Annotated in this window: 20 protein-coding genes; 12 read left to right on the forward strand and 8 right to left on the reverse strand. The window is 74.8% G+C overall.

What is annotated here, in order from left to right:
- Window positions 1-146 precede the first annotated feature (146 nt).
- Window positions 147-1,217, forward strand: coding sequence for a hypothetical protein (locus MT994_RS06410; RefSeq protein ID WP_354805584.1), 1,071 nt, complete (start codon window positions 147-149; stop codon window positions 1,215-1,217).
- A gap of 22 nt (window positions 1,218-1,239) precedes the next feature.
- On the opposite strand, the gene MT994_RS06415 is transcribed toward MT994_RS06410, so the two are convergent.
- The gene (locus MT994_RS06415) at window positions 1,240-2,736 is read right to left on the reverse strand and encodes a helix-turn-helix domain-containing protein (protein WP_354805585.1); all 1,497 of its coding nucleotides are present in this window, start codon (window positions 2,734-2,736) and stop codon (window positions 1,240-1,242) included.
- Window positions 2,737-2,852: 116 nt separating this feature from the next.
- On the opposite strand from MT994_RS06415, the gene MT994_RS06420 reads away from it, so the two are divergent.
- The 3 genes from MT994_RS06420 (at window position 2,853) to MT994_RS06430 (ending at window position 6,232) form a co-directional block, all read left to right on the forward strand.
- On the forward strand, window positions 2,853-4,793 hold the full coding sequence (locus MT994_RS06420) for a phosphoenolpyruvate carboxykinase (GTP) (RefSeq protein WP_354805587.1): 1,941 nt from the start codon (window positions 2,853-2,855) through the stop codon (window positions 4,791-4,793).
- 126 nt (window positions 4,794-4,919) lie between these two features.
- The gene (locus MT994_RS06425; RefSeq protein ID WP_354805588.1) at window positions 4,920-5,564 is read left to right on the forward strand and encodes a PRC-barrel domain-containing protein; all 645 of its coding nucleotides are present in this window, start codon (window positions 4,920-4,922) and stop codon (window positions 5,562-5,564) included.
- Window positions 5,561-6,232 (forward strand): hypothetical protein, encoded by a 672-nt coding sequence (locus tag MT994_RS06430; RefSeq protein ID WP_354805590.1) that lies wholly within the window; start codon window positions 5,561-5,563, stop codon window positions 6,230-6,232. Before MT994_RS06425 ends, MT994_RS06430 begins: the two co-directional genes overlap by 4 nt.
- A 4-nt stretch (window positions 6,233-6,236) precedes the next feature.
- On the opposite strand, the gene trpS is transcribed toward MT994_RS06430, so the two are convergent.
- Window positions 6,237-7,370, reverse strand: coding sequence for a tryptophan--tRNA ligase (gene trpS / locus MT994_RS06435; RefSeq protein ID WP_354805592.1), 1,134 nt, complete (start codon window positions 7,368-7,370; stop codon window positions 6,237-6,239).
- 208 nt (window positions 7,371-7,578) lie between these two features.
- Between trpS and MT994_RS06440 the strand changes: the two genes are divergently transcribed.
- Window positions 7,579-8,451: an SMP-30/gluconolactonase/LRE family protein gene (locus MT994_RS06440; protein WP_354805593.1), complete on the forward strand. Its 873-nt coding sequence runs from the start codon at window positions 7,579-7,581 to the stop codon at window positions 8,449-8,451.
- Between the two features lie 15 nt (window positions 8,452-8,466).
- Here MT994_RS06440 and MT994_RS06445 read toward each other — a convergent pair whose 3' ends face one another.
- Window positions 8,467-9,321, reverse strand: coding sequence for a fumarylacetoacetate hydrolase family protein (locus tag MT994_RS06445; protein WP_043653780.1), 855 nt, complete (start codon window positions 9,319-9,321; stop codon window positions 8,467-8,469).
- A 38-nt stretch (window positions 9,322-9,359) separates the two neighbouring features.
- Window positions 9,360-10,364 (reverse strand): C-terminal binding protein, encoded by a 1,005-nt coding sequence (locus MT994_RS06450; protein WP_354805595.1) that lies wholly within the window; start codon window positions 10,362-10,364, stop codon window positions 9,360-9,362.
- A gap of 70 nt (window positions 10,365-10,434) precedes the next feature.
- On the opposite strand from MT994_RS06450, the gene MT994_RS06455 reads away from it, so the two are divergent.
- Both MT994_RS06455 and MT994_RS06460 read left to right on the forward strand, forming a co-directional pair.
- Window positions 10,435-11,247, forward strand: coding sequence for an SDR family oxidoreductase (locus MT994_RS06455; protein ID WP_354805596.1), 813 nt, complete (start codon window positions 10,435-10,437; stop codon window positions 11,245-11,247).
- A gap of 48 nt (window positions 11,248-11,295) precedes the next feature.
- Window positions 11,296-11,628, forward strand: a complete 333-nt coding sequence (locus tag MT994_RS06460; protein ID WP_354805597.1) for a nuclear transport factor 2 family protein — start codon at window positions 11,296-11,298, stop codon at window positions 11,626-11,628.
- Window positions 11,629-11,815: 187 nt separating this feature from the next.
- Here MT994_RS06460 and MT994_RS06465 read toward each other — a convergent pair whose 3' ends face one another.
- Genes MT994_RS06465 through MT994_RS06480 form a run of 4 tightly spaced genes read right to left on the reverse strand, consistent with a single transcriptional unit; the run spans window position 11,816 to window position 16,399 of the window.
- The gene (locus tag MT994_RS06465; RefSeq protein WP_354805598.1) at window positions 11,816-12,655 is read right to left on the reverse strand and encodes an SDR family oxidoreductase; all 840 of its coding nucleotides are present in this window, start codon (window positions 12,653-12,655) and stop codon (window positions 11,816-11,818) included.
- The gene (locus MT994_RS06470) at window positions 12,652-13,965 is read right to left on the reverse strand and encodes an enolase C-terminal domain-like protein (RefSeq protein WP_354805600.1); all 1,314 of its coding nucleotides are present in this window, start codon (window positions 13,963-13,965) and stop codon (window positions 12,652-12,654) included. The genes MT994_RS06465 and MT994_RS06470 overlap by 4 nt, the downstream gene beginning before the upstream one ends.
- A complete protein-coding gene (locus MT994_RS06475; RefSeq protein WP_144681732.1) occupies window positions 13,962-14,759 on the reverse strand; it encodes an SDR family NAD(P)-dependent oxidoreductase in 798 nt (265 codons plus the stop codon). The genes MT994_RS06470 and MT994_RS06475 overlap by 4 nt, the downstream gene beginning before the upstream one ends.
- Window positions 14,756-16,399 (reverse strand): hypothetical protein, encoded by a 1,644-nt coding sequence (locus MT994_RS06480; RefSeq protein WP_354805602.1) that lies wholly within the window; start codon window positions 16,397-16,399, stop codon window positions 14,756-14,758. Before MT994_RS06480 ends, MT994_RS06475 begins: the two co-directional genes overlap by 4 nt.
- Window positions 16,400-16,546: 147 nt before the next feature.
- On the opposite strand from MT994_RS06480, the gene MT994_RS06485 reads away from it, so the two are divergent.
- From MT994_RS06485 to MT994_RS06505, 5 genes are all read left to right on the forward strand, one after another.
- Window positions 16,547-17,236 (forward strand): GntR family transcriptional regulator, encoded by a 690-nt coding sequence (locus MT994_RS06485; RefSeq protein WP_086149077.1) that lies wholly within the window; start codon window positions 16,547-16,549, stop codon window positions 17,234-17,236.
- Window positions 17,237-17,297: 61 nt separating this feature from the next.
- On the forward strand, window positions 17,298-17,900 hold the full coding sequence (locus MT994_RS06490) for a HEAT repeat domain-containing protein (RefSeq protein WP_354805603.1): 603 nt from the start codon (window positions 17,298-17,300) through the stop codon (window positions 17,898-17,900).
- Window positions 17,901-18,066: 166 nt separating this feature from the next.
- Entirely contained in the window at window positions 18,067-19,131 is a 1,065-nt protein-coding gene (locus tag MT994_RS06495) for a GNAT family N-acetyltransferase (protein ID WP_354805604.1), read from the forward strand.
- Between the two features lie 906 nt (window positions 19,132-20,037).
- Window positions 20,038-22,308, forward strand: a complete 2,271-nt coding sequence (locus MT994_RS06500) for a peptidase C14 (RefSeq protein ID WP_354805606.1) — start codon at window positions 20,038-20,040, stop codon at window positions 22,306-22,308.
- Between the two features lie 86 nt (window positions 22,309-22,394).
- Window positions 22,395-24,614 (forward strand): peptidase C14, encoded by a 2,220-nt coding sequence (locus MT994_RS06505; RefSeq protein WP_354805607.1) that lies wholly within the window; start codon window positions 22,395-22,397, stop codon window positions 24,612-24,614.
- Window positions 24,615-24,629 lie beyond the last annotated feature (15 nt).

Genomic DNA, 24,629 nt, shown 5'->3' on the forward strand with positions numbered 1-24,629 from the left:
GGCGCCCGCGCGAAAATCGGCCGCTCGCAGCCCCACGGCGCTGTGATGTCCGTCACACTGTCGCCGCCTCGTGCGCGGTGGTGCGCGCAGGTTGGCGCGCGCCCCCGCCGCATAGGCGTGGAGACCACCACGACGAGAGGACCCTTGTGGAGCACAGACGCCGGACGTTCGACGCCGGACCGGGAGCGGGCCTCCTGCTCCCCTCGTCCGCGATCGAGACGGTGGCCCGCCTGCACCGCTGGCAGGCGTTCGCCGGCCTGGCCGACGGCGAGGTGCTGCTCTCGCCCCTGTCCGCGTCACCGCTCCCCCTGCCGTGGACCGTGCCCGCGGGCCGACGGCGGTGGACCACCGTGCGCCCCGAGGCGATGTGGCACCCGCTCCTGTGGCTGCCCGAGCGCCTGAGTACGCCGCGGGTCCTGCGCGACCCGGTGACGGGCGAGACGTGGGGCGAGACGTACGACGAGTGGGCGCTGCGCGTCGTGCTCGAGCTCACCGAGGCGGGCCCGGTGACGCTCGACGGGCAGGAGTGGGTCCTGCTGCACGACCCGGCGCACGACCGGTTCGTGCGCCCCGCCGGGCCGGAGGACCACGACCTCGTCCCGCTGTTCGACGTGACGACCGGGACGTGGCTCGACGTGCTGTCGACCGTCGGGCTCGACGTCGACGACCGGGCGGACGTCGCCCGGGTCGAGGCGTGGCTCGCCGGCGGGGCCGACGCCGCGCTCGACGCGGTGGACCTCGACCGGCACCTGCACGCCGAGGGGCGCGACCCGGCCTGGTCGCTCGACCGGGTGCACCGGCCCCTCGCCGGGCCGGGCGAGTCCCGGACCTACGTCGAGGACCTGCGCGACGCGTCGTCGGCCCTCGTGGCGCGCGAGCTCGGCGAGCGCGCCGCCCGCCTGGGGCGCGGCCGGGCGACCGCGCGCGAGCTCGGCCGGCAGGTCGGCACGCTCGCGCGCATCGCGTCGACGCTGCTCTCCCCGCGCGAGCTCGTCGCCGAGGACCTCGGGCTCGCGCTGTCGCTCGTCACCGCGAGCGCCGAGCGGGCGACGACGAGGCGGGCCGCGCTCGACGCCGTCGCGGACCTGCGCATGGTGCTCGGCCCGGTCGCGCAGGCGGCCGCCGTCGGGCTCGACCGCGTCGCGCTGCGGTCGGAGATCGAGACGGCGCAGGTGCACCGGCAGGTCGCGGCGCTCTCGGGCCGGCCGGTCGCCTGAGGCGCGCTCGCCCGGCGCCCGGTCAGGCGTCCCGCGGGGCGTGCTTGGCGAGGAACGCGTAGACCTCCGTCGCGTCGACGCCGGGGAACGCGCCGCTCGGGAGCGCGGAGAGCACGTGCTGGTGCATGCGCGCGCTGGGCCACGACGCGTCCTCCCAGCGCGCGGCCGCGTCCGCGGCCGGGCGGCGGCAGCACGACTCGTCCGGGCACGACGACTGCCGCCGCACCGTCGTGTCCCGGCCGCGGAACCACTTCGCCGAGGCGAACGGCACCCCGACGGCGATGGAGAACTGGCCGGACGTCGTCGTGCCGGTCTGCGTGGAGCACCAGAACGTGCCCGCGGGCGTGTCCGTGTACTGGTACGACTCCTGCGCGCGGTCGCGGCGCGTGAAGGCCTCGCGGGCGGCCCACTTGCGGCACACCATCTGGCCCTCGATCGAGCCCGTGACGTCGGCGGGCAGGGGCAGGCCGTCGTTCTCGTAGCCCCGGAACAGCGCGCCGTCGTCGCCGACGCGCAGGAAGTGCAGCGGGATGCCGAGGTGCACGGTCGCCAGGTTCGTGAAGCGCTGCGCGGCGGCCTCGTGGGTCACGCCGAACGCGTCGCGCAGGTCCTCCACGGCGAGGTCCTTCTCGCGCTTGCGCCGCTCGAGGAAGTCGACGGCCGCGCTCTGCGGGATGAGGCAGCACGCGGCGAAGTACGTGATCTCGACGCGCTGGCGCAGGAACTCGGCGTAGGAGCGCGGCCGCTCGTGCCCGAGCACGCGGTGCGCGATGGCCTGGAGGGCGAGCGATCGCAGCCCGTGGCCGCCGGGGATCGACGCGGGCGGCAGGTAGATGCGCCCGTTCTCCAGGTCGGTGACGGTGCGCGTCGAGTGCGGCAGGTCGTCGACGTGCCAGATGGTGAAGCCGAGCTGCTCGGCCAAGCGCGCGACGGTGCGGTGGGTGAGCGCGCCGACGGTGTACCCGGCCTTGCGCGTCATCTCCTCGGCGAGCGCCTCGATCTCCGGGTAGTAGTTGTCGCGCGCCTGGCGCTCGAGGCGCAGCTCGGTGTTGGCGCGGCGCGCCTCCTCGGGGGTCGCGACGGCCTCGGTCGCGCGGCGCTGGAGCTCGGCGTGCAGGCCCACGAGGTTCTCCAGCACCGGCAGGGGCAGCTTCTGGCTCGCCTTCACGGCGGGCAGCCCGAGGCCCGCGAACAGCGGGCCGCGCTGGGCGCGGTCGAGCGCGATCTCCAGCGCGGCGCGGCGCGACGGCGGCTCGTCCGTGAGCAGGTCCGTGACCGGGACGTCGAGCGCCTGGGCGAGCTGCTGGAGGAGTGACAGCCGCGGCTCCCGGCGCCCGTTCTCGATCATCGACAGCAGGCTGGGCGCGGTGCCCACGGCCTCGCCGAGCGCGTCGAGGGTGAGGCCGCGCGCCGTGCGGAAGTGCCGCACGCGCCGACCGAGCGTGATGAGGTCCGCCTGGGCCGCGGGCTGAGCCTCGGGACGGTCCCCGGGACGGCTGGACGACGTCGTGCTGGCCATGGCTTGACAGTACGTCAAGATCGGCGAATCTTCACAGCGTCCTGAGGCGAAATCTACGCCGGTTCGGCGTGAGGCTGGAGGCACAGCACCGCCCACCCGCCGAGCGAGGAGAACCCATGACCACCGCCGCAGGCCCCCGCCAGACCCGCCGCACCCGCCAGGCCGCGCTGCTCGACGACGTCGAGACCGACCTCGCCGGGCTGACGACGGACCGGTCGCCGGGGCAGCGAGGCGGCACGGCCGACCCTCGTCCGCGCGACGCGCGCGCCTGGGTGCGGGAGATCGCGACCCTCACCGAGCCGGACGCGATCGTCTGGTGCGACGGCTCCGCGGCGGAGAAGCAGCGCCTGACCGACCTCCTCGTCGACGCCGGGACGCTCCTGCCCCTCGACCCGGAGCTGCGCCCCGGGAGCTACCTCGCGCGCTCCGACCCGAGCGACGTCGCGCGCGTCGAGTCGCGCACGTTCATCTGCTCGCGCGAGGAGGTCGACGCCGGCCCGACCAACAACTGGCGCGAGCCGGACGCCATGCGCGCCGAGCTCCGCGGCGTGTTCGAGGGCTCGATGCGCGGCCGCACGATGTACGTCGTGCCGTTCTCGATGGGCCCGGTGGGCGGCCCCATCTCCCAGGTCGGCATCCAGGTCACCGACTCGCCGTACGTCGTCGTCAGCATGGGGATCATGACGCGCGTCGGGACGGCCGTCATGGACCTCATCGACGCCGGTGTCGCGTTCGTGCCCGCCGTGCACTCGGTGGGCGCGCCCCTCGTGGACGACACCGGGGCGGTCTCCGAGGACGTGCCGTGGCCGTGCAACGACACGAAGTACATCGTCCACTTCCCCGAGACGCGCGAGATCTGGTCGTACGGCTCCGGGTACGGCGGCAACGCCCTCCTCGGCAAGAAGTGCTTCGCGCTGCGCATCGCGTCCGCGATGGCGCGCGACGAGGGCTGGCTCGCCGAGCACATGCTGCTCATCCGCGCGACGTCGCCCGAGGGCCGGGCCTACCACCTCGCCGCGGCCTTCCCGTCCGCGTGCGGCAAGACCAACCTCGCGATGCTGCGCCCGACGATCCCCGGCTGGACCGTCGAGACCATCGGCGACGACATCGCGTGGCTGCGCCCCGGCCCCGACGGCCGCCTGCGCGCGATCAACCCCGAGGCCGGCTTCTTCGGCGTCGCGCCCGGCACCGGCGTCGAGACCAACCCCGCCGCCGTCGAGACGTTCGCGCGCGACACGATCTTCACGAACGTCGCGCTCACCGACGACGGCGACGTCTGGTGGGAGGGCCTGACCCCCGAGCCGCCCGCGCACCTGATCGACTGGACCGGCCAGGACTGGACGCCCGACGCCGGCCGCCCCGCCGCGCACCCCAACTCGCGGTTCACCGTCTCCGCGGCGCAGTGCCCGACCATCGCCGACTCCTGGGAGGACCCCGACGGCGTCCCGATCGACGCGATCGTGTTCGGCGGGCGCCGCGCGACCAACGTCCCGCTCGTCGCGCAGGCGTACGGCTGGGAGCACGGCGTCTTCATGGGCGCCACCATCTCCTCCGAGCAGACCGCCGCCGCCGAGGGTACCGTCGGCGCACTGCGTCGCGATCCGTTCGCGATGCTGCCCTTCTGCGGCTACAACATGGCCGACCACTGGGCGCACTGGCTCCGCGTCGGCGCCTCCCTCGACCCCGAGAAGCGCCCCAAGATCTTCCAGGTCAACTGGTTCCGCAAGGACGCCGACGGCCGGTTCCTCTGGCCCGGGTTCGGCGAGAACGCGCGCGTCGTCGCGTGGATCGCGGCACAGGTCGACCGCTCGCGCGGCGTCCGCACCGACAGCGGCGCCGTGAAGAGCCCCGTCGGCCTGCTCCCCGCGCCCGGCGCGCTCGAGCTCGGCGGCCTCGACCTGGACGACGCCGACCTCGACGCCCTGTTCGACGTCTCGCCCGAGCAGTGGCTCGCCGAGGCCGAGCTGACCGCCGAGTTCTTCGACACCTTCGGCAACCGCGTGCCCGACGAGCTCTGGGCACAGCTCGCGCGGCTGCGGGACCGGCTGGGGGCCTGACGCCGAGCGCCGCCGCACGCACCCGACGTCCCCGGGTGCGTGCGGTGGCGCTCGCTCGCACCATGAAGTGGTCGGCTCCAGCAGACGGGCCCCCTCCCTGCTGCGGCTCCGACCGAAGGACTCCCCATGATCAGCACGGACCAGATCGAGCGACTGCTCGCCGGAGGAACCGTCGTCACGGAGGACGGCGAGAAGATCGGCAAGGTCGGCCAGGTGTTCGTCGACGACCGCACCGGCGAGCCCGACTGGGTCACGGTGAAGACCGGCCTGTTCGGCACCGGCGAGTCGTTCGTCCCGCTCGCCGAGGCCGACGTCCAGGGGGACGAGATCCGCGTCCCCTTCGACAAGGATCGCGTCAAGGGTGCCCCGCGGGTGGACGACGCAGGGGGCCACCTCTCCCACGAGGAGGAGGACGCGCTCTACCGCTACGACGGGCGCGACACCTCCGACGCGGCGCGCGGGGGCGGCGAGCGTGACAGCGAGCGGCCCGGCCCGGACGACCGGTCCGCGCACGACGTCGGGGCCAGGGGTGACGATCCGGACGACGGCGCCGCCGACGAGGGCGACGTCGTCGGCAGGCACGCCGCCGGGCCGGCGGACGACCTCGCTGCCTTCCCGGCGGATCCGGCCCCGACCGGCGAGCAGGCGCCCACGAGGATGCGGCTTCGCCGGTACGTCGTCACCGAGTACGTCGAGGAGACGGCGCCGGACGAGGAGACGGGGCCGGACGACGCCCGTCGCGAGACCTCCGGAGAGGACGGTCAGTCATGAGCACCAGCTACGGGTCGACCCGGCCCGAGAACGACCCTCCGGCACGCGAGCCCGGCGGGTCCGCCGACCGTGCTGCCGACCCCGCGACGGGCGGTGTCGCACCCGACCGGGAGGCCGTCGTCGCCCGGGAGAAGGAGGAGTACGGCGGCATCAAGATCGGTTCCGCCTTCTTCGGGTGGCTCACCGCCACCGGGACGGCCGTCCTGCTCACCGCGCTGGCCGCCGCCGCGGGGGCGGCCTTCGGCCTGTCCGGGACCACGGACGCGCAGGACGCCGTCGAGCAGGCGACCGAGAACGCGGAGACCATCGGCATCGTCGGCGGCATCGTGCTGGTCGTCGTCCTGTTCGTCGCCTACTACTGCGGTGGCTACGTCGCGGGCCGCATGGCGCGCTTCGACGGCGCCAAGCAAGGCCTCGCGGTGTGGCTCTGGGCGGTCGTCATCGCGATCGTGCTGGCGCTGCTGGGGCTGGTGGCGGGCAGCCAGTACAACGTGCTGTCGCAGCTCAACACGTTCCCGCAGATCCCGGTGAGCGCGAACGACCTCACGACCGGCGGCGTCATCGCGCTCGTCGCCGCCGCCGTCGTGAGCCTCGTGGGCGCCGTTCTCGGCGGTATCGCGGGGATGCGGTTCCACCGCAAGGTGGACCGCGCGGGCATGGGCGGATGACCGCTCAGTAGGCCGTGCCCATGAGCTCGCGGACCTCGGCGAGGGTGCGCTCGGCGGTCGCGTTCGCGCGGGCGTTGCCCTCGCGCAGCACGTCGAGCGGGTCGGGCCCGTCCCCCGCGGCGAGAGCACGACGGCGGGCCCGCAGGGGACGCAGGTGCTCGACGAGCGCCTCGGTCACCACCTGCTTGAGCCGGCCCGCCCCGGCGGCACCGACCTCGTCGGCGAGCGTCTCGGGCGTCGTCCCGGCGGCGAACGCACCCAGCGTGAGGAGGTTCGCGACCTCGGGCCGGCGGTCGGGCTCGTACGTGACGTGCCGCTCGGAGTCGGTGCGGTGGCGGCGGACGAAGCGCGCGGTGGCGTCCTCGTCGTCGCGCAGCTCGAGCGCGTTGCCCGCGGACTTGCTCATCTTGCGTCCGTCGGTGCCGAGCACGGTGGGCGCGGGGGCGAGCAGGACGTCGGGCTCGGGGAAGTAGGGCTGCGCAGCGGCGTAGCGCTGGTTGAAGCGTCGTGCGACGGTGCGCGTGAGCTCGACGTGCGGGAGCTGGTCCTGCCCGCCGGGCACGAGGTTGCCGTGGCAGAACAGGATGTCGGCCGCCTGGTGCACGGGGTAGGTGAACAGCAGGCCGCTCATGGGACGGCCCTGCCGTGCGGCGGCCGCGACGGCCTCGGCCTTGACGGTCGGGTTCCGCTCGATCTCGGCGGTCGTGACGAGGCTGAGGAACGGCAGCAGGAGCTGGTTGAGCGCCGGGACCGCGGAGTGGGCGAAGACGGTCGTGCGGGCGGGGTCGATCCCGGCCGCGAGGTAGTCGAGGACGACCTCGCGCACGGTGGCGCGCAGGTCTCCGGCGTCGTCGCGGTCGGTGATGACCTGGTAGTCGGCGACGACGAGCACGACCTCGACGCCGTCGTCCTGCAGCCGGACGCGGTTCGCGAGGGTGCAGAGGTAGTGCCCGAGGTGCAGCGCGCCCGTCGGGCGGTCGCCCGTGAGGACGCGGAACCCGGACGGGTCGGTCGCGAGCCGGGCCTCGATCTGCGCGGACCGCTCGCGGGCCGCCGCGACGGACGCGGTCGACGCCGACAGCCCGGACGGCGTCGCGGACGAGAGGGGCGACGGCGCGGGGTCGAGGGTCGTGGTCATGGTGCTCTCCTTCGGTGGGGAGCCACGCGCCACGCCCGGTCGAGGACCGGACCGGCCCGGACATGACGACGTCCCGGCTGCGGCGCGCAGCTCGGGACGTGGGCAGGACTGGTCACGGCTGCGGAGGCAGCCACCACCAGCTCTGCGCGATCATGCGCCCACCCTACGCCCGCCGCGCGGGGCGACGGCCCTCGGCGAGAATGGTCGGATGCCTGAGATCTCCGTCGAGAACGTCACCGGCCCCGTCGCCTACCACGCGGAGGGCCCGGTGTGGTGGCCGGGCTGGGGCGGCCTGCGGTACGTGGACATGCTCGCGGGCGACCTCCTGACGCTGCGGCCCGACGGCGGCGTCGACCGCCTCCACGTGGGCGACCACGCGGCCGTGGTGCGGCCGCGGACCGGGGGCGGGTTCGTCGTCGGGCTGGCGCGGTCGGTCGCGGTGGCGGACGGCGACGACGCCCCGGTCCGCACGCTCGCGTCGCTCGTCGACGACCCGACGGTCCGCCTCAACGAGGGGGCGGCGGCGCCCGACGGCGCGTTCTACGTGGGCGGCCAGGCCGAGGGCGAGCGGCCGAGCGCGCTGTACCGGGTGGAGGCCGACGGGTCGTCGCGCGTCGTGCTCGACGGCGTCGAGGTGTCGAACGGGCTCGGGTTCTCGCCCGACGGATCGCGGGCCTACTACGTCGACTCGGCTACGCGGCGGATCGACGTGCTCGACGTCGTCGCCGTCGCAGAGGATCCGCGCGGGCTCGTGGGGCGTCGCCCGTTCGTGGAGATCGACCCCGACGACGGCATGCCGGACGGCCTCACGGTCGACGCGGAGGGCGGCGTCTGGGTGGCGCTGTGGGGCGGCGGCGCGGTCCGGCGCTACTCCCCCGACGGCACGCTCGACGCCGTCGTCCCGCTCCCGGTGTCGCAGGTGAGCGCGTGCACGTTCGGCGGCGTCGACCTCGACCGGCTGTTCGTCACGACGTCGCGCCAGGGGCTGGACGACCCCGACGCGGACGAGGCCGCGTCGGGGTCGCTGTTCGTGGCGGACCCGGGGGTCCGGGGGCTGCCGGCCCTGCCGTTCGCGGGCTGAGGAGCAGCGCGAGGCTCAGCGGACGGCGTCGCGCACGCGCTGCTCGGCGCGGCCCAGGCCGTCGATCTCGAGCGTGACGACGTCGCCCGCGCGCAGGTAGGGGAAGCGCCCGGACAGGGCGACGCCCTGCGGGGTGCCGGTGTTGATGAGGTCGCCCGGCTCGAGGACCATGTACTGCGACAGGTGGTGCACGAGGTACGCGACGTCGAAGATCATGTCGGCCGTCGTCGAGTCCTGGCGGGGCTCGCCGTTGACCCAGGACCGGAGCCCGAGGTTCTGGACGTCCACCTCGTCGGCGGGGACGAGCCACGGGCCGAGCGGGTTGAACGTCTCGCAGCTCTTGCCCTTCGACCACTGACCGCCGGAGACCTTCATCTGGTAGTCGCGCTCGGAGACGTCGTGCGACAGGACGTAGCCCGCGACGTGGTCGAGCGCCTCCTCCGGTGACGACAGGTAGCGCGCCCGGCGGCCGATCACGACGCCGAGCTCGACCTCCCAGTCGACCGTCGTCGCCCCGGGCGGCACGAGCACGTCGTCGTGCGGGCCGACGACCGTGTTCGAGTGCTTCCAGAAGACGATCGGGACGTCGGGCGGCGTCGAGCCGGACTCGGCGGCGTGCTCCGCGTAGTTCATCCCGATGCAGACGACGGCCGTCGGCCGGGCGACGGGCGCGCCGACGCGCAGCTCGTCCGCGCCGTCGAGCACGGGCAGCGCGCCCGCGGCGAGCGCCGCGCGGACCCGGCCGACGCCGTCGGCCGCGAGGAACGCGCCGTCGATGTCGCGGGTGAGCGGGTCGAGGGAGTACACGACCCCGTCCTCGCGGACGGCGGGACGCTCCTGGCCGAGGGGGCCGAGTCGGACGAGCTGCACGGGTGGGTCTCCTAGGTCGGGGCGGGTGGCGCGGGTCCTCAGGCGAGGGCGCGCGCGTGGTCCGGGTTGACGATCGACGGCACGGGGCGGCCCGTGAGGAAGTCGACGGCGTTGCGCGCGGTGTGCACGGGGAGGTCCTGCATGGCCTCGGGCGAGAACCACGCGGCGTGCGGGGTGAGCAGCACGTTGTCCAGCATGCGCAGGCGCGAGTCGGCGGGCAGCGGCTCGGTCGCGTAGACGTCGAGCGCGGCCGAGCCCACGTGGCCGGACGCGAGCGCGTCGGCGAGCGCGTCCTCGTCGATGAGCGGCCCGCGGCACGTGTTGACGACCCGCACGCCCGGCTTGGCGGCGGCGAGCGTGCGGGCGTCGAGCAGGTGGCGCGTCGACTCGGTGAGCGGCGCGTGCAGCGTGATGACGTCGGCGCGCGCGACGGCCTCGTCGATCCCCACGGCCTCGTGCCCGTCGGACGCCACGGCCTGCGCGTCGACGAACGGGTCGTGCACGAGCACGCGGTAGCCGAGCGCACGGGCGGAGCGCGCGACCTCGGAGCCGATCCGCCCGTACCCGATGACGGCGACGACGGTGCTGGACAGGCGCGCGGCGTGCTGCGCCGTCGGGGCCCACGTGCCCGCGCGCAGCGCGCGGTCGTAGGCGACGAGGCCGCGGTCGAGCGTGAGGATCATCGCGACCGTGTGGCTCGCGACCTCCTCGATGCAGTAGGTCGGGGTGTTCGCGACGGCGACGCCGCGCTCGGTCGCGGCCGCGACGTCGACCATGTCGTAGCCGATGCCCATGCGCGAGACCATGCGCACCCCGCCCGGGCCGGCGACGGCGTCGAGCACGCGGGCCGTGATCGGGGCCCACTGCACGACGAGCGCGGAGGGCGCGGACCCGCTCGCGGCGGCCTCCTCGACGGCGGCGATCACCTCGTCCTCGGTGCGCGCGGCGGCGCGCACGGCCCGCAGCCCGGCGGCGGTCAGGGTGTCCTCGCACGCGGTCCCGGGCAGGTCGCAGTCGGTGATGACGACGGTGTCGGCTGTCATGCGAGGAATGCTATAGCAAATAGCACCCTCGACCAACCCTCGGGCCGGTCGGATGCTATAGCGTGGGCCCATGACCCTTGCCCCGGACGGCGCCCGCCGCCGCCTCGCCCTCGTCACCGGCGCCAGCTCCGGCATCGGCGCCGCCACCGCCCTCCAGCTCGCGCGCGACGGGCACGACGTCTGGCTCACGTACACCGGCGGCGAGGCCGGTGCGCGCGCCACCGCCGCCCGGTGCGAGGAGGAGGGCGCCGCGACGCGCGTCTCGCGCCTCGACCTGCGCGACACCGCGTCCGTCGAGGCGCTCGTCGCCGAGGTCACCGATGCCTGGGGACGCCTCGACGTGCTCGTCAACAACGGCGGCGTGTGCCCGTATCGCGCGCTCGACGACATCGAGCTCGACGAGTGGGACCTCGTCATGGAGACGAACGCGCGCGGCACGTTCGTGCTGTCGCGCGCCGCGCTCCCCCTGCTGCGCGCGGACCGTCCGTCACCCGCCGGGGCCACGGCCACGCCCGACGAGCGGGCCGCGCGCGACCGCGCGATCGTCAACCTCTCGTCCATCGCGGGCGAGCAGGGCGCGCTCAAGACCGGCGTGCACTACGCCGCGAGCAAGGCCGCGATCCTCGCGATCACGCGCTCCTTCGCGCGCATCCTCGCGAGCGAGGGCATCCGCGTGAACGCCGTGACCCCCGGCCCCGTGACGAGCGCGATCACCGACCAGCTCGCCCCCGACGCGCGCGCCGGGCTCACCGCGTCCATCCCGCTCGGGGACTTCGGCACGCCCGACGACGTCGCGTGGGTCGTCGCGTCCCTCGCCTCCCCGCGCGCCGGGTTCGTCACCGGCGCGACCTACGACGTCAACGGCGGCGTCCGGATCGACTGACGCCCCGCCCACCGCACACCGCGCCCACCCCTGCCCGAGGAGGCACCCATGAGCACGTCCCCGTCCGCCGTCGTCACCGCCCAGGTCGACGCCTTCAACGTCCGTGACCTCGACGGCTTCTGCGCGACCTACGCGCCCGACGCCGTCGTCAGCGGCGTGACCCCCGAGCCGGTCGTCGGCCGCGACGCCCTGCGCGCGTTCTACGCGAGCCGGTTCAAGGACACCGCGCTGCACTGCGTCATCGACGCGTCCGTGACGTTCGGCGACCGCTGGCTCGTCGCGCGCGAGCTCGTCACGACGTCGAACGGCACCGGCGAGACCATCGCAACGTTCGAGGTCCGCGACGGCCTCATCACCCGCGCGAGCATGGTCAAGGGCTGACGCCCTGGCCGCGTCCTCCCCGTTGCACGGGCGTAGCCGCCCAGCGGCCCCGTGGGTCCTCCGCTCGGTCGCCGCCGCGAAGACGGGACGAGAGGCGAGAAATGGCCCCTGTCGCCAGCCTGCCAGGGGCCACAACTCACTTCTCGCGTCGACGATGCGGGGGCTCGTCGGGTTCCTGTATCCCAGGTCAGGTAAGGCCGTACCGCGCGTCGAGGTCGGGGTCGTGGGGCGGGTTGCCGAACGACGCGGTCCAGGCGCCGTCGGCGGCGATCGACTGGCCGGACACGTAGCCGCCCTCGTCGGACAGCAGGAACGCGACGAGGGCGGCGATCTCCGCGGACTCGGCGATGCGGCCGAGCGGCGGGCCCTCGGCGAGGGCGCGCTCCTCGGCGGCCGGGTCGGCCGCGCGGGCGATCTGCGCGTCGAGGTGCGGGGTGCGCACCCCGCCCGGCGCGACGGTGTTGGCGCGGATGCCGTACCGCCCGTACGTCACGGCGACGGAGCGCGCGAGCGCGTCGATGCCGCCCTTGGTCAGCTCGTAGGCGGCGTGGTCGGCGAACGCCGCGCGGCCGTGGATCGAGCCGATGTTGACGATCGACCCGCCGCTCACCTGGTCGGTGAACGCCTCGACGGCGGCGGCGCAGCCCCACAGGTAGCCGAGACCGTTGATCTCGACGACGTCGCGCGCGTCCTGCTCGACCTGCGCCGCCCGCTCCGGGTCGGCGAGCGCGTGCAGCGGCGTGCGGACGGTGATGCCCGCGTTGTTCACCCATCCGGCGAGCGGCGCGAGGTCGCGCGCGGTCCGCGCGGCCTCGCGGTGGGCCTCGCGGTCGCGCGAGTCCCCCAGCACGACGGCAGCGCACACCCCCTCCTCGACCGTCCCCGAGCCCGGGGTGCGCTCCAGCCCGACGACGGTCCACCCGTCGGCGGTGAGGCGCGCGGCCACGGTGCGGCCGATGCCCTTGCCGCTGCCGGTGACGACGACGCTGCGGTGCTTGCTCGCGGGTCCGTCCGTGGGTCCTGTCACGGGGTCGCCTCCAGGTCGAAGCGGTCGGGGTCGAGCGTGAAGCCCAGGCCGGGCGCCTCGGGCGGGGTGGCGTGGCCGCCGTCGAACACGGGACCGGCGCGCACGAGCAGCGGCGCGGGGTCGTAGGGGTTGCCCGCGGGCGAGCGGTCGAAGGTCTCGACGCCGATGCCCGCCGCTCCGCCCAGGTGCACGCTCACCTCCGGGTACACGTGGCTGGACACGACCTTCCCCCGCGCCGCCCACGCGCGCACGAGCGGGTCGGCGGCCGTGATGCCGCCGATCGCGACGACGTCGACGCGCGGCACGTCGAGCGCGCCCAGCGCGTCGAGCCGCGCGAAGACCTCAGGGTCGGTGACCTCGTCGCCCACGGAGAGCGGCAGCCCGGACGCGTCGCGGACGCGCGCCGCGCCGACCGCGTCCTCGGGCAGCAGCGGGTCCTCGAGCCACGCCAGCGCGGGCACGCCCTCCCCCGCCGCACCCGTGACGCCCCACGCGTCGAGGTCCGCGAGCGCCTCGTCGGCGTCGCGCCAGCCGAAGCCCACGTCGACGACGACGCCGCTGCGGGCTGCGATGGTCGGCCGGCCCGTGACGTCGGGCAGCTCGGCGCGCAGGATCGCGAGCAGGTCGCGCATGAGGGCGCGGTCGGGCGAGCGCGAGATCTTCAGCAGCGGCCACCCGGCGCGCGCGTGCGCGAGCACCTCGTCCGCGACGTCGCGCGCGGTGCGGCCGGGCGTCGGGTAGGCGGCGACGAGGATCGCGGGGCGTGGCGCTGCGACGGCCGCCCCGGATGAGACGTCGCGGGGACTCCCGGCGACGGCACGTGACGGAACGTCCCTGTCGCCGCCGACACCCGGCTTCGCGGACCCCGCGAGGTGCGGGCCGTCGTCGAGCAGGGACCACACGGGACGACCGGCGAGGCGGCCCGCGAGGTCCCACAGCGCGACGTCGACCAGGCCGACCGCGCGACGCACGAGGCCCACGCGGCCGACGATCGCGGACCCGCGCAGGGCCGCGTCCCAGGCCGCGCCGACGCTCTGACGCGCGGCGACGCCGTCGGACGCGACGACCTCCCGGCCCACCACGTGCGGGGTGACGAGCCGGTCCACGAGCTCGGCCATGGGCGCCTCGCGCGTGAGCGCGTACGACTCCCCGGCGACGGTGCGACCGTCGTCCGTCTCGGCGACGACGCGCACGCCGACGTACTCGCGGCGCTCGACCGTCATCGCGCCGAGGCGCAGCGGCTGCGGCAGCGGGACGACCGTCGTCGCGGTGCGGACGGCGACGACGCGCGCGGCGGACCCCACGCTCACTCCGGCTTCTTGGCGAGCGGCACGCCGTAGTCGACGAGGAACCCGCCGTCGACGTACACGGTCTGCCCGACCATGTACGCGGCCTGGTCGGACACGAGCCAGCTCACCGCGTTGCCGATCTCCTCCGGCTGGGCGAGCCGGCGCGCGGGGATGCGCGCGAGGATCGTCTCCTCCGAGAGCGTGCCCTGCGCGACGCCCTGGCGGAACACGCCCGTGTCGATGTACCCGGGCGCGACGGCGTTGACCCGCACGCCGCGCGCGGCCCACTCGGCTCCCGCGGTCGCGGTGAGCCCGATGACGGCGGCCTTGGTCGTGGAGTACGGGGCCCGGCCGGCGGAGCCGCGGGCCGAGACGGACGAGATGTTGACGACGGCGCCCCGGCCCGCCGCGAGCATGTGGCGGCCCGCGGCCTGGAGGCACGCGAAGACGCCGTGCAGGTTGACGTCCACGACGGCCGACCACTCGTCCCACGTGAGGTCCTCGAGCGCGCGGTGGCGCTGGATGCCCGCGTTGTTGACGAGCGCGTCGATCCCGCCGAACGCCGCGGCGAGGTCGTCGAACGCGGCGCGCACGGCGGCGTGGTCGGTGACGTCGAGCGGGGCCCACACGAGCCCGGGCGCGTCGGGGACGGCGCCGAGGTCGAGCGCGGGGAGGTCGTGCTGCACGACGTCCGCGCACACGACCCGGAACCCGTCGGTCGCGAGGCGCTCGGCGACGGCACGGCCGATGCCGGCCGCTCCCCCGGTGACGACGGCGAGCGGGACGCGCGGGGCGTCGAGGGCGGGGGTGGTCACTGGTCCTCCTCGGGGACGGGACGGGTCGGGGGTGCGGCGGACGTCGGTTCGGCGGGTGCGGCGACGCCGGGCGGCCAGGCGGCGGCGTCGGCGAGCACGTCGTCGACGACGGCGCACGCGTGCCGCTCCAGGCGTTCGAGCGAGCCCGGCGCGAGCGGCGACTGCCACGCCTGGTAGGCGCCGACGTCGTACGCCTCGCAGGTGGGCAGGTAGACGAAGCCGGGCCCGTTGGTGAGGTTCGCGACGACGACCGGCCGCCTCCCGGCGTGGGCGCGCACCGTGCGCTGGAGGCGCGAGTACGCCTCGCCCGGGTGCGCGACGAGCAGCGCCTCGCCGACGCGCCACACCCACGTGGGGTGCTGGACGGTCGGGCCGGTGACGTAGCCGTCGCGCAGGTTCCGGGCGCGGCGCAGGCGCTCCTCGCGCGAGCGCGGGTCGATGTCGGCCCATTCGGCCTCGAGCTCGTCCCACGTCGGGAGGTCGCGCAGGTCGAGCGTGACGGGCTCTACCACGGCGGCGAGCGTCCGTGCGTCGGGCCGGGCATCGGTGCCTGGGCCACGGAGCGCGGCCGACGGCGCGGGCTCCCAGACCGCGAGCGGCGCGCCGGACTCGACGACGTGGGTCAGCTCCAGCTCCGTGCCCGGCGGCGGGAGCTCGGCGAGCGCCGCGAGCACGGCATGGCCGAGCGAGGTGCCGTGCCGGTCCGCGACGGCGGTGTCGCCCGTGTACTGCTCGCGCGGCGCGAGCTCGCCCGACGCGCCCTGCACGAACGCGACGGGAGCGCCCGTCTCGCGCTCGACGAGGTCGCGCATCGCGCCCACATAGTCGGGCGAGACGAGCCGGTTCTGCCAGGCGAGCGTCGTCGGGTGGCACGCGTAGTTGACGATCGTCGCGAGGGTGACGTCCTCGCCTGCGGGCGCGGCGCCGTCGGGCCGCGTCTCCCCGGCGGGCGCCGGGCGTGCGGTGAGGCGCCCGACGACGACCGTGTCGTCCGCGGGGTCGGCGCCGGGCGAGCGCGGGGTGCCGGCGTCGGGGTTGAAGCCGACGAGCGGCCGGGGCCGCGTGCTCTCCGCAGAGGCTCCCGCGGTCGTCCCCGCCTCCCCGCCGGCGCAGCCGTCGAGCAGCGCCTCGCGGTTCGACGCGAGGCCGCAGCGGCCGGTCGTCCACTCGAGGGTCGCGGGCCGGAGGGCCGCGATCGCCTCGACGGCGGCGTCGGCCGCTGCGCGCGCGAGGCCGTGCAGGTAGGCGACGCCGCGGTCGCCGCCCGCGAGGTCGGTGTCGCCCGAGCACAGGACCGGCCCGGCGTGCGTGTGCGAGAGCGAGACGAGCAGGCGCTCGACGGGCAGCCCGGTCGCGTCGAGGACGGTCGCGCGCAGGGTCGCCTCGTCGTCGACCCGGCGCCACCACGTGCCGTCGATCGTCACGAGGACGAAGGGCTCGGAGGCCCAGGGGTCGGGGCGCTCCTCCGCGAGCGCGACGGCGGTCAGCGTCATCGCGCGGTGGGCGCCCTCGGAGACGTCCCAGTCCGCCGGGCCCCAGTTGCGCGCCCGGATACCCGGGGCGGGCGTGACGTCGCGGACGGCGACGCCGGCCAGGCCGACGAACGCGGGGACGGGGGCCCGCGTGTGCAGGGCGACCATCGCACCTCCTCTGGGCTCGGGAGTGCCGATGCTATAGCATGTAGTCCGGTCGGGACGCCCCCGGGACGGCACCGTGGCCGCTATCCTTCAGCGGCGCCCCACCTCGACGATCCGAGCCCGCCGCCCCCACGACACCACGGAGAAACCATGGCGCTCAAGAGCGTGCCGGACCAGAACGTCGCCGACCGCGTCACGGTCGAGCTGCGCGAGGCGATCTTCAGCGGCGACCTCGCGCCGGGCGAGCGGCTCGTCGAGCGCAAGCTCGCCGAACGCCTCGGCACGAGCCACATCCCGGTGCGCGAGGCACTGACGCGACTGACCCAGGAAGGCCTCGTCGAGCGGCTCCCTCACCGCGGCGCGCGCGTCGCCGCGCTCACGAGCCGCGACCTCGAGGAGATCTCGAGCCTGCGCACCCTGCTGGAGCAGTTCGCCGTCGTGCGGGTCCAGGACGCCTGGGACCCGGCGAAGGAGGCGAAGCTGCGCAAGACGGTCCAGCAGATGGTCCAGGCGGCGGAGAAGGGCAGCAACGCCCGCGTCTTCGAGCTCGACCGGCGCTTCCACGAGCAGCTCTGGGAGATGGCCGACCACCGCATGCTCATGACGCTCAACGCGCAGCTCCGCAGCCGCATCACCGGCTTCCTGCGCGCCGCGAACGCCGCGCTCGAGCCCGAGGCGCGCGTCGCGCACGCGCGCACCCACGACCTCATCGTCGACGCCATCGCGGGCGGCGACCCGGGCACCGCCCAGCGCGTCATGGCCGAGCACATCGGCGAGGCCGCCGCGCGCCTTGCGAGCCACACGGACGACGAGGCCGAGCCCGCCGCGGCGAACGGCTGACCGCCGCGGCGTCCGCGCCGTGTTGCGACTCTCGCGAACCCGGGCCGCCTAGGGTCACGGGATGGACATCGTGCGCGCCGCCGAAGAGTTCGCCGCCTGGGCGCGGACGCATCCCCAGGACTTCGGGGAGTGGGAGACGGACTACGAGGAGTGGCCCGCGACGTACGCCTGCGCCCGGGACCTCGTCGGCGAACGCCCTTTCACGCGATGGAGCGACGCGGAGAAGACCTCCTTCCTCTACCTCCTCGCGCGCGACAACGAGATCGAGGACCTGGCCGACTTGCTCTCCGAGCACCCCGCGACGCTGGCTGGCGTCGCCGAGCAGGTCTGCGCTGCGCCGGAGTCCGCGGAGCCCGACGCACGGTGGCAGATCGCGGCCTATCTTCCCGCCATCGGGCCTGACGCGACCCCGCTGCTCCTGACGCTCTTCGCCGACGACGACGAGTACGTCCGGCGCCGCGCGCTGCTCTCCCTCGGCGAGCTCGGCGTACCGGCTGCGGAGGGGTGTGCCGTCGCCGCCTGGGAGTCCGGCCTCGAGTACCAGCGGATCGCCGCGCTGCACGTCCTGCACCAGATCGGATCACTCGAGCTCGAGACGTACGCGGAGCGCGCGGCGGGCGACCCTCGCTCGTTCGTCCGCCAGGCAGCCCGGCGGCTCGCCTGATCTCCGGCGAGACCACGGTCCTGGGTGGCGGCAGCGCCGCCACCCAGGAGGGTCGCACGCGCCCAGCCCGGCCCGCGCGGTCCGTCGCGTCGCACGCCGACGGTCGTCCCGCGACCCTACTTTTGCTATAGCATCCCGTCAACACCGGCCCGGACCCTGGACTGCCATGCACCTGCGCACCGCCACGCCCGACGACGTCCCCGCGCTCTTCGCGCTGTGGGACCGCGCGTTCGACGCGCCGCTCATGGTGCCGGTCTACGAGACGGACGACGGCCGGCTCGACCGCACGCACGTCGCCGTCGACCCGGACGACGGCCGCGTCGTGGGCTCGGTGTACTGGACCCCGCGCAAGCTCGGCGGGCCGGGCGGCGGCATCCTCCGGGCGGGCGGGGTCGCGAACGTCGCGACCGCCCCCGAGGCGCGGGGACGGGGCCTCGTCCGCGCGCTGCTCGCGCGGGCCGTCGAGCAGATGGAGCAAGACGGCGCGGACGTCGCGCTCCTGTTCACCGGCACCCCGGACGTCTACCGGTCGAGCGGCTTCGAGACGTTCGACATGCCGCTCCTGCGCGGCGCGCCGCGTCCGGTCGACGAGCCGGACCCCGGGCACGACGACCTCGACGACGACGGGCTCCCGACGGGTGCCGCGCCGTCGGACCTCGTGGGCGACGCCCCCGTGCGAACCCGCACCGACCGCCTGCCCGGCGTCCTGTGGCCCGCGTGGTCGGTCGCGCTGCGGTGGGAGCAGCTCGCCGTGCTGCACGACGCGTTCGACACCGTGGCGGACGGGCCGCGCCCCCTCGCCGTCCGACGCACCGCCGAGCACTGGGAGCGGCGCATCCCGCTCTGGTACTCCGGCGCCGAGGTGTTCACCGCACGGGCAGCCGACGGGGAGGTCGTGGGCTACCTCGTCCTCGAGCCCGAGCCAGGCGTGCTGAAGGTCCGCGAGCTCGGCGTCGACCCGGCATCGGACCGCGCGCGCGACGTCGTCGACGCCCTCGCACGCACCATGCTCCACCGCGCGCACCTGCACGGCCCCCCCGCCGTCGAGGTGCGCCTCCCCGCGCACGCCCTGACCGACCGCTTCGCCGCCGCGGTGCTCGACGCGCCCGTCGCCGCGACCGACACGACCGGCATGCTCCGGCCCGTCCGCGCGGCGGCCGACGTCGTCGCGCACCTCCGCGACGCCGCCGCGGCCGGGGTGGGCTTCCACTGGCCCGGCGACTACCTCTGACCGACTGACCCACCCCTCGAGGTAGAGCCCCGGTCCGCCGAGGTAGAGCCGCAGGTCAACGAGGTAGAGCCGCGGTTCGCCGAGGTAGATCCATGGTGGGCCAAAACGGAGAACCCCGCTCTGGCGCCCGACGGCGCGTGCTCGGGACGGGGGGATCGGTCCAGGTCGTCGCTGTGCACGCATGCGACATTTCCGTGTCGCAGCATGGCACCGCTACGTCGAGCAGGCGGTCCGGGCGCGTCCAGGTCGCCTCACGCACCCGTTTCGCCTGCTCGACCCGCCGGGACGGCCTGGTCGACGAGGCGCCGGGCCGCCACAGGGCCCCCAGGCCCGGCAGTCGCCGAGTGGCGGGCGGACATGGAGGTGAAGAGGCGATCGAGCCGGGCCTCCCGGACCACGACCGCCAGACCGACCGACGGCGCGCCGACCCAAGCCCGCGCGCGCCGCGGGTCACACCGCGGCTCTACCTCGCGTGACCAGACCTCTACCTCGCGCAACCACGGCTCTACCTCGCGCGACCGGAGTTCTACCTCGCGCAACCACGGCTCTACCTCGCGCGACCACGGCTCTACCTCGCGCGACCACGGCTCTACCTCGGCGCGGCCTGCGTGCCGAGCTCCGCCTCGGTTCGATTGCTATGGCAATTGTTCTTGCTCGACAACCGCTCTGACCTGCGCCGACGCCTTTCGATCTGCCCTTGACGATGCCATAGCATCCCGCTACTCTCCGAGAGTCCGGTTCACCGTCGCAACGACGCGCACGAACCCGCTGACCCCCGACCCAGCACCGGAACCGCACGACCCCCGCAGCACCGCTCCCCCGGAACACCCCGCAGCCCCGGGCCGCCGGAGCCACCGCGTCGCCCGCCCGCACGGCGTCCTCCCGACGTCACGAAGGGTGCCCCCGTTGTCCACTCCCCGATCCCAGACCCGCCCCGCGCCCATCAGCTCCGGCGCGACCGACCCCACGACCGCCGAGGCGGCGTCGTCGCCCTCGCGCCGCCACCTGCTGCGCGTCGCCGGCATGGCCTCGCTCGCCGCGGGCGCCGTCGCCCTCGGCACCGGCAGCGCGCACGCGGCGCCCCTCTCCGGCACGCTCCCCGCGAGCAAGAACGACAAGCCCGACGACGAGGTCCTCGTCGCCGCCACCGTCGCGCAGCTCACCGGCTGGAAGGCCAAGAAGCTCGACGACGGCGCCGTCGCCCAGCTCCTCGGCCACGCGATCCCGGGCGACGGCGCGGCCCGACTCCTGCGCTACGACGCGCGGTCCACCGCGACCCCGAACGGCGGCACCGTCCTCGCCCCCAGCGACGCCGGTGCCACCGGCCGCTGGCACACCGTCCACACCGGCACCGCGGACTTCCGCTGGTTCGGACTCTTCGGCCCCGAGAACCCCGCCGACGACGCCCTCGACGCCCTCGTGAACGACCCCAGCATCACCCGCATCGAGGCCCGCACCGACCTCAACTTCACCCGACGCCACACCTACACCCGCTCGAACCTCGAGCTCGACTTCGGCGGGCGCACGGTCACGACGGAGGGCATCGAGCGCAACGCCCACGACAACCCGTTCGGCGCGGTCCTGTTCTTCCAGGGTCGCGTGACCGACGAGACGCACCAGCGCACGCTCGCCACGACGCTCCCCGACCTCACGGACGTCTTCGAGGTCGCGGACGCAGGCGCGTTCGCCGTCGGGCAGTGGTGGACGCTGCGCTCGGACGAGCGCCCGGGCGGCGGCGGGGACGAGCGCGAGCTCCAGCGCCTCGTCCAGGTCACGCAGGTGCTCGACGCGACGCACGTGCGTGTCGACTACAAGAACGGCTGGGAGCTGCCCGCCGGGCGCGTGCTCACCTGGACGCGCGTCGAGCCCGTCGAGCAGGTGCACGTGCGCGCGATGACGTTCCACGGCTCCGGGCCCTTCGACGGCCCGGCGAACGGCGAGCTGCCCGACGACCGCGAGATGACCGGCTCGCACCCCGTCGCGTTCGAGTACGCGGTGCGCTGCGACGTCTCGGACGTGCACGGCCACCGCACGTGGTGGCCGGTGATCATGCGGCGCTGGAACACCCACTTCGTCACGGAGCGGTGCTCGGTCGCCAACCCGCCGACGGTGTTCTACGGCGGCGCCGGCTACCTCACGCAGCAGATCTACTGCCTGTACGGGCGGGTCTCCGACTGCACGAGCCACAACGCGCGGCACCTCAACGACCTCACGGCGTCGGCGTACTGCCTCGTGGAGAACTGCCACGGCGACGGGGACGACCAGGGCGGCAACCCCTTCACGACCCACGGCCAGTACGAGCACGACCTCGTGTTCGTCGGCAACAGCGGGCTCATGGACATCGCCAACTCGGGCGGTCAGTGGGGCACGGCGGCCAAGCGCATCACGGTCAAGCACCACACGTGCTCGTGGTTCGTCGCGGGCACCAAGATCACGGACCTCACGCTCGAGGACGTGCACGTCGTCGCGCGCTCGACCTTCGACCCGCAGGCGACGCTCACGATCAACGCCGACGGCGCGCAGGTGCGCGGCTGCACGGCCGGCTTCTTCGCCGTCGGGCAGCGGTCGTCGCTGTCGCGGCGCCCGACGGTCGTCGAGGACTGCGCGTTCGCGCTGCCCGCGGGGTCCGTGCTGCACCAGACGCCGGTGACGAACCCCGTGCACTTCGTGCGCACCCGCATCACCGGCGTGGACGGCACGATCCTGCGCGGCGCCGGCCCCGTGACGTTCACCGACTGCGAGCTCGTCGGCGGCACGGACGACGCCCCGGCCGCGCCCGTCGACCTCGGCTCGGCGGACGTCACCGTCACGGGCGGGTCGTGGCAGGGCGTGGGCGTGCGGCTCAGCGGCGCGCGCGACCAGCGGCTCGTGCTCGACGGCGTCCGGGCCGCGGGCACGACGACGGCCGGGGCCCTCGTCTCGCGCGGCACCGGCGCGGGTGCCGTGGACGTCACGCTCCGCGGCGCCGACCTGCGGGCCGCCGACGGCACCGCGCACGTCGCGCTGCGCCCCGGCGACCGCTACGCCGCGACCGGGTCGCGGTTCACGGGCGGTCGCCTCGACCTGCCCGACGGCGTGCGCGTCCTCCATGCCCGCAACGTCGAGACCGGCGTCGACCGCGCGGGCCTGCCGACCGCGGGCGACGGCGTGCTCGTCGACGCGAACCTCACCGTGTGACCCGCCCGGGCGACGCCCGGGCACCCTGCTCCCGCCTCCCCACCGACACCCGCGCCGTCGCGCCGGGCCGACGAAAGGACACCCCCATGACCCTCGAGACCACGACCGAGCCGACGCCGGCCGCGCCGGGCGAGGCCGCCCAGCCGCCCTCGCGGCGCAACCTGCTGCGCGTCGCCGGCATCGCCTCCCTCGCCGCGGGCGCCGTCGCCCTCGGCAGCGGCAGCGCCCACGCGGCGCCGCTCGTCGGCGCGCCGCTCGCGGCGAAGAAGGACGACAAGCCCGACGCCGAGGTCCTCGTCGCCGCCACGGTCGCCGAGCTCACGGGCTGGAAGGCCAAGAAGCTCGACGACGGCACCGTCGCCCAGCTCCTCGGCCACGCGACCGCCGGCGACGGCGCCGCCCGGCTCCTGCGCTACGACGCGAGGTCCACCGCCGCCGCCAACGGCGGCACCGTCCTCGCCCCGACCGACGCAGGAGCCAAGGGCCGCTGGCACACCCTGCACACCGGCACCGGAGACTTCCGCTGGTTCGGCCTCTTCGGCCCCGAGAACCCCGCCGACGACGCGCTCGACGCCCTCGTGAACGACCCGAGCGTCACGCGCATCGAGGCGCACACGGACCTCAACTTCGCGCGACGCCACACGTTCACGCGCTCGAACCTCGAGCTCGACTTCGGCAACCACCTCATGACGACCGAGGGCATCGAGGACGCCGGGCAGGACGACCCCTTCGCGGCCGTGCTGTTCTTCCGCGGCAAGGTCACGGACGACGTCCGGAAGAACACCCTCACGGCGACGATGCCGGAGCTGCGCGACGACTACGAGGTCGCGGACTCCTCGCAGTTCGAGGTGGGCCAGTGGTACGCGGTCGAGGTCAACGCGCTCGCCGGCCGGTGGGAGCGCGAGCTGCAGCGCCTCGTCCAGATCACGCAGATCGTCGACGCCACCCACGTGCGCGTCAACTACAAGGCGGGCTGGTCGCTCGCGAAGGGCCGCACGCTCACGTGGACGCGGGTGGAGCCCGTCGAGCAGGTGCACGTGCGCAACCTCGCGTTCCGCGGCCGGCCCGACGGTGACCAGTACACGGGCTCGCACCCGATCGCCTACGAGTACGCGGTGCGCTGCGACGTGGAGAACGTGCACGGCGTCGCGACGTTCTGGCCGCTCGTCATGCGCCGCTGGAGCACGTTCTTCCGCACGGCGGGCTGCTCGCTCACCAACCCGGCGTCGGTCACGTGGGGCGGCGCGGGCTACCTGACGCAGCAGATCTACTGCAACTACGGGCACGTCGTGGACTGCCACACGACCAACGCGCGGCACCTCAACGACTGGACCGCGTCGTCGTACGGGCTCGTGGAGAACTGCCACGGCGACGGCGACGACCAGGGCCCGTTCGTCACGCACGGCCAGTACGAGCACGACCTCACGTACGTGGGGAACTCGGGGCTCATGACGTTCGCCAACTCGGGCGCGGCCTGGGGCGGCGCGGCCAAGCGCATCACCGTGACGCGGCACGTGTGCTCGTGGTTCGTCGCACGCGTCAAGGTCACCGACCTCACGCTCGAGGACGTGCAGGTCATCCGCAAGGACGGCCTCGCGGGCTCGGGGATGCTGTGGGTCAACGCCGACGGCGTGCAGCTCCGCGGCTGCCAGGCCGACGACACCCTGATCATCTCCCAGGCGTCGGCGCTGTCGACGCGGCCCAACGTCATCGAGGGGTCGCGCTTCGCGGTCCTGCCGGACACCGCGATCACCCAGGCGAACGTCACGAACCCGGTGCACCTCGTGCGCACGACCCTGAACGGGCTGAAGAACGCGTCGTTCGCCGGGAAGGGCGCCGTCGTGCTGGACACGTGCACGCTCGAGGCGGCCGAGGGCGAGGGCACGGTGACGGTGAGCGGCGACCTCACGGTGCACAGCGGCGTCGTCCGCAACGTCGCCCTCGTCGCGGCCGGCGCGTCCGACCAGACCGTCCGGCTCGACGGCGGCGCCCGGCTCGAGGGCAAGCCCGCGGGCGGGAGCTTCCTGCGCCGGGCGAAGGCGGACAAGCCGGTCACCTGGGCGCTGGACGGCGTCCGGAGCACCGCGCCGTCGGGCGACACTGGGCACGTGAACCTCGACGCCGGCATCAACACGTGGTCCGCCACGGGCTCAACCTTCGCGGGCGGAAACCTGGCGCTCGCACCGTCCGCCCTGGGCGGCGACTCGTTCGTCCTCCACAGCGGCAACGTCGAGCAGGGCGTCACCCGCACGGCGTTCCCCGACGACGGCGACCGCGTCGTCACGACGGGCAACCTCGTCGTCTGACGCGCCCGCACCCAC

Source organism: Cellulosimicrobium sp. MI9406 (assembly GCF_040595865.1).
Classification (GTDB): Bacteria; Actinomycetota; Actinomycetes; order Actinomycetales; family Cellulomonadaceae; genus Cellulosimicrobium; species Cellulosimicrobium funkei.

What these genes read in the sequence shown, in the direction of transcription:
- MT994_RS06415 (WP_354805585.1), bottom strand. Translation starts at nt 2,736, where the DNA reads ATGGCCAGCACGACGTCGTCCAGCCGTCCCGGGGACCGTCCCGAGGCT.
- MT994_RS06420 (WP_354805587.1), top strand. Translation starts at nt 2,853, where the DNA reads ATGACCACCGCCGCAGGCCCCCGCCAGACCCGCCGCACCCGCCAGGCC.
- MT994_RS06425 (WP_354805588.1), top strand. Translation starts at nt 4,920, where the DNA reads ATGATCAGCACGGACCAGATCGAGCGACTGCTCGCCGGAGGAACCGTC.
- MT994_RS06430 (WP_354805590.1), top strand. Translation starts at nt 5,561, where the DNA reads ATGAGCACCAGCTACGGGTCGACCCGGCCCGAGAACGACCCTCCGGCA.
- trpS (WP_354805592.1), bottom strand. Translation starts at nt 7,370, where the DNA reads ATGACCACGACCCTCGACCCCGCGCCGTCGCCCCTCTCGTCCGCGACG.
- MT994_RS06440 (WP_354805593.1), top strand. Translation starts at nt 7,579, where the DNA reads ATGCCTGAGATCTCCGTCGAGAACGTCACCGGCCCCGTCGCCTACCAC.
- MT994_RS06450 (WP_354805595.1), bottom strand. Translation starts at nt 10,364, where the DNA reads ATGACAGCCGACACCGTCGTCATCACCGACTGCGACCTGCCCGGGACC.
- MT994_RS06455 (WP_354805596.1), top strand. Translation starts at nt 10,435, where the DNA reads ATGACCCTTGCCCCGGACGGCGCCCGCCGCCGCCTCGCCCTCGTCACC.
- MT994_RS06460 (WP_354805597.1), top strand. Translation starts at nt 11,296, where the DNA reads ATGAGCACGTCCCCGTCCGCCGTCGTCACCGCCCAGGTCGACGCCTTC.
- MT994_RS06480 (WP_354805602.1), bottom strand. Translation starts at nt 16,399, where the DNA reads ATGGTCGCCCTGCACACGCGGGCCCCCGTCCCCGCGTTCGTCGGCCTG.
- MT994_RS06485 (WP_086149077.1), top strand. Translation starts at nt 16,547, where the DNA reads ATGGCGCTCAAGAGCGTGCCGGACCAGAACGTCGCCGACCGCGTCACG.
- MT994_RS06490 (WP_354805603.1), top strand. Translation starts at nt 17,298, where the DNA reads ATGGACATCGTGCGCGCCGCCGAAGAGTTCGCCGCCTGGGCGCGGACG.
- MT994_RS06495 (WP_354805604.1), top strand. Translation starts at nt 18,067, where the DNA reads ATGCACCTGCGCACCGCCACGCCCGACGACGTCCCCGCGCTCTTCGCG.
- MT994_RS06505 (WP_354805607.1), top strand. Translation starts at nt 22,395, where the DNA reads ATGACCCTCGAGACCACGACCGAGCCGACGCCGGCCGCGCCGGGCGAG.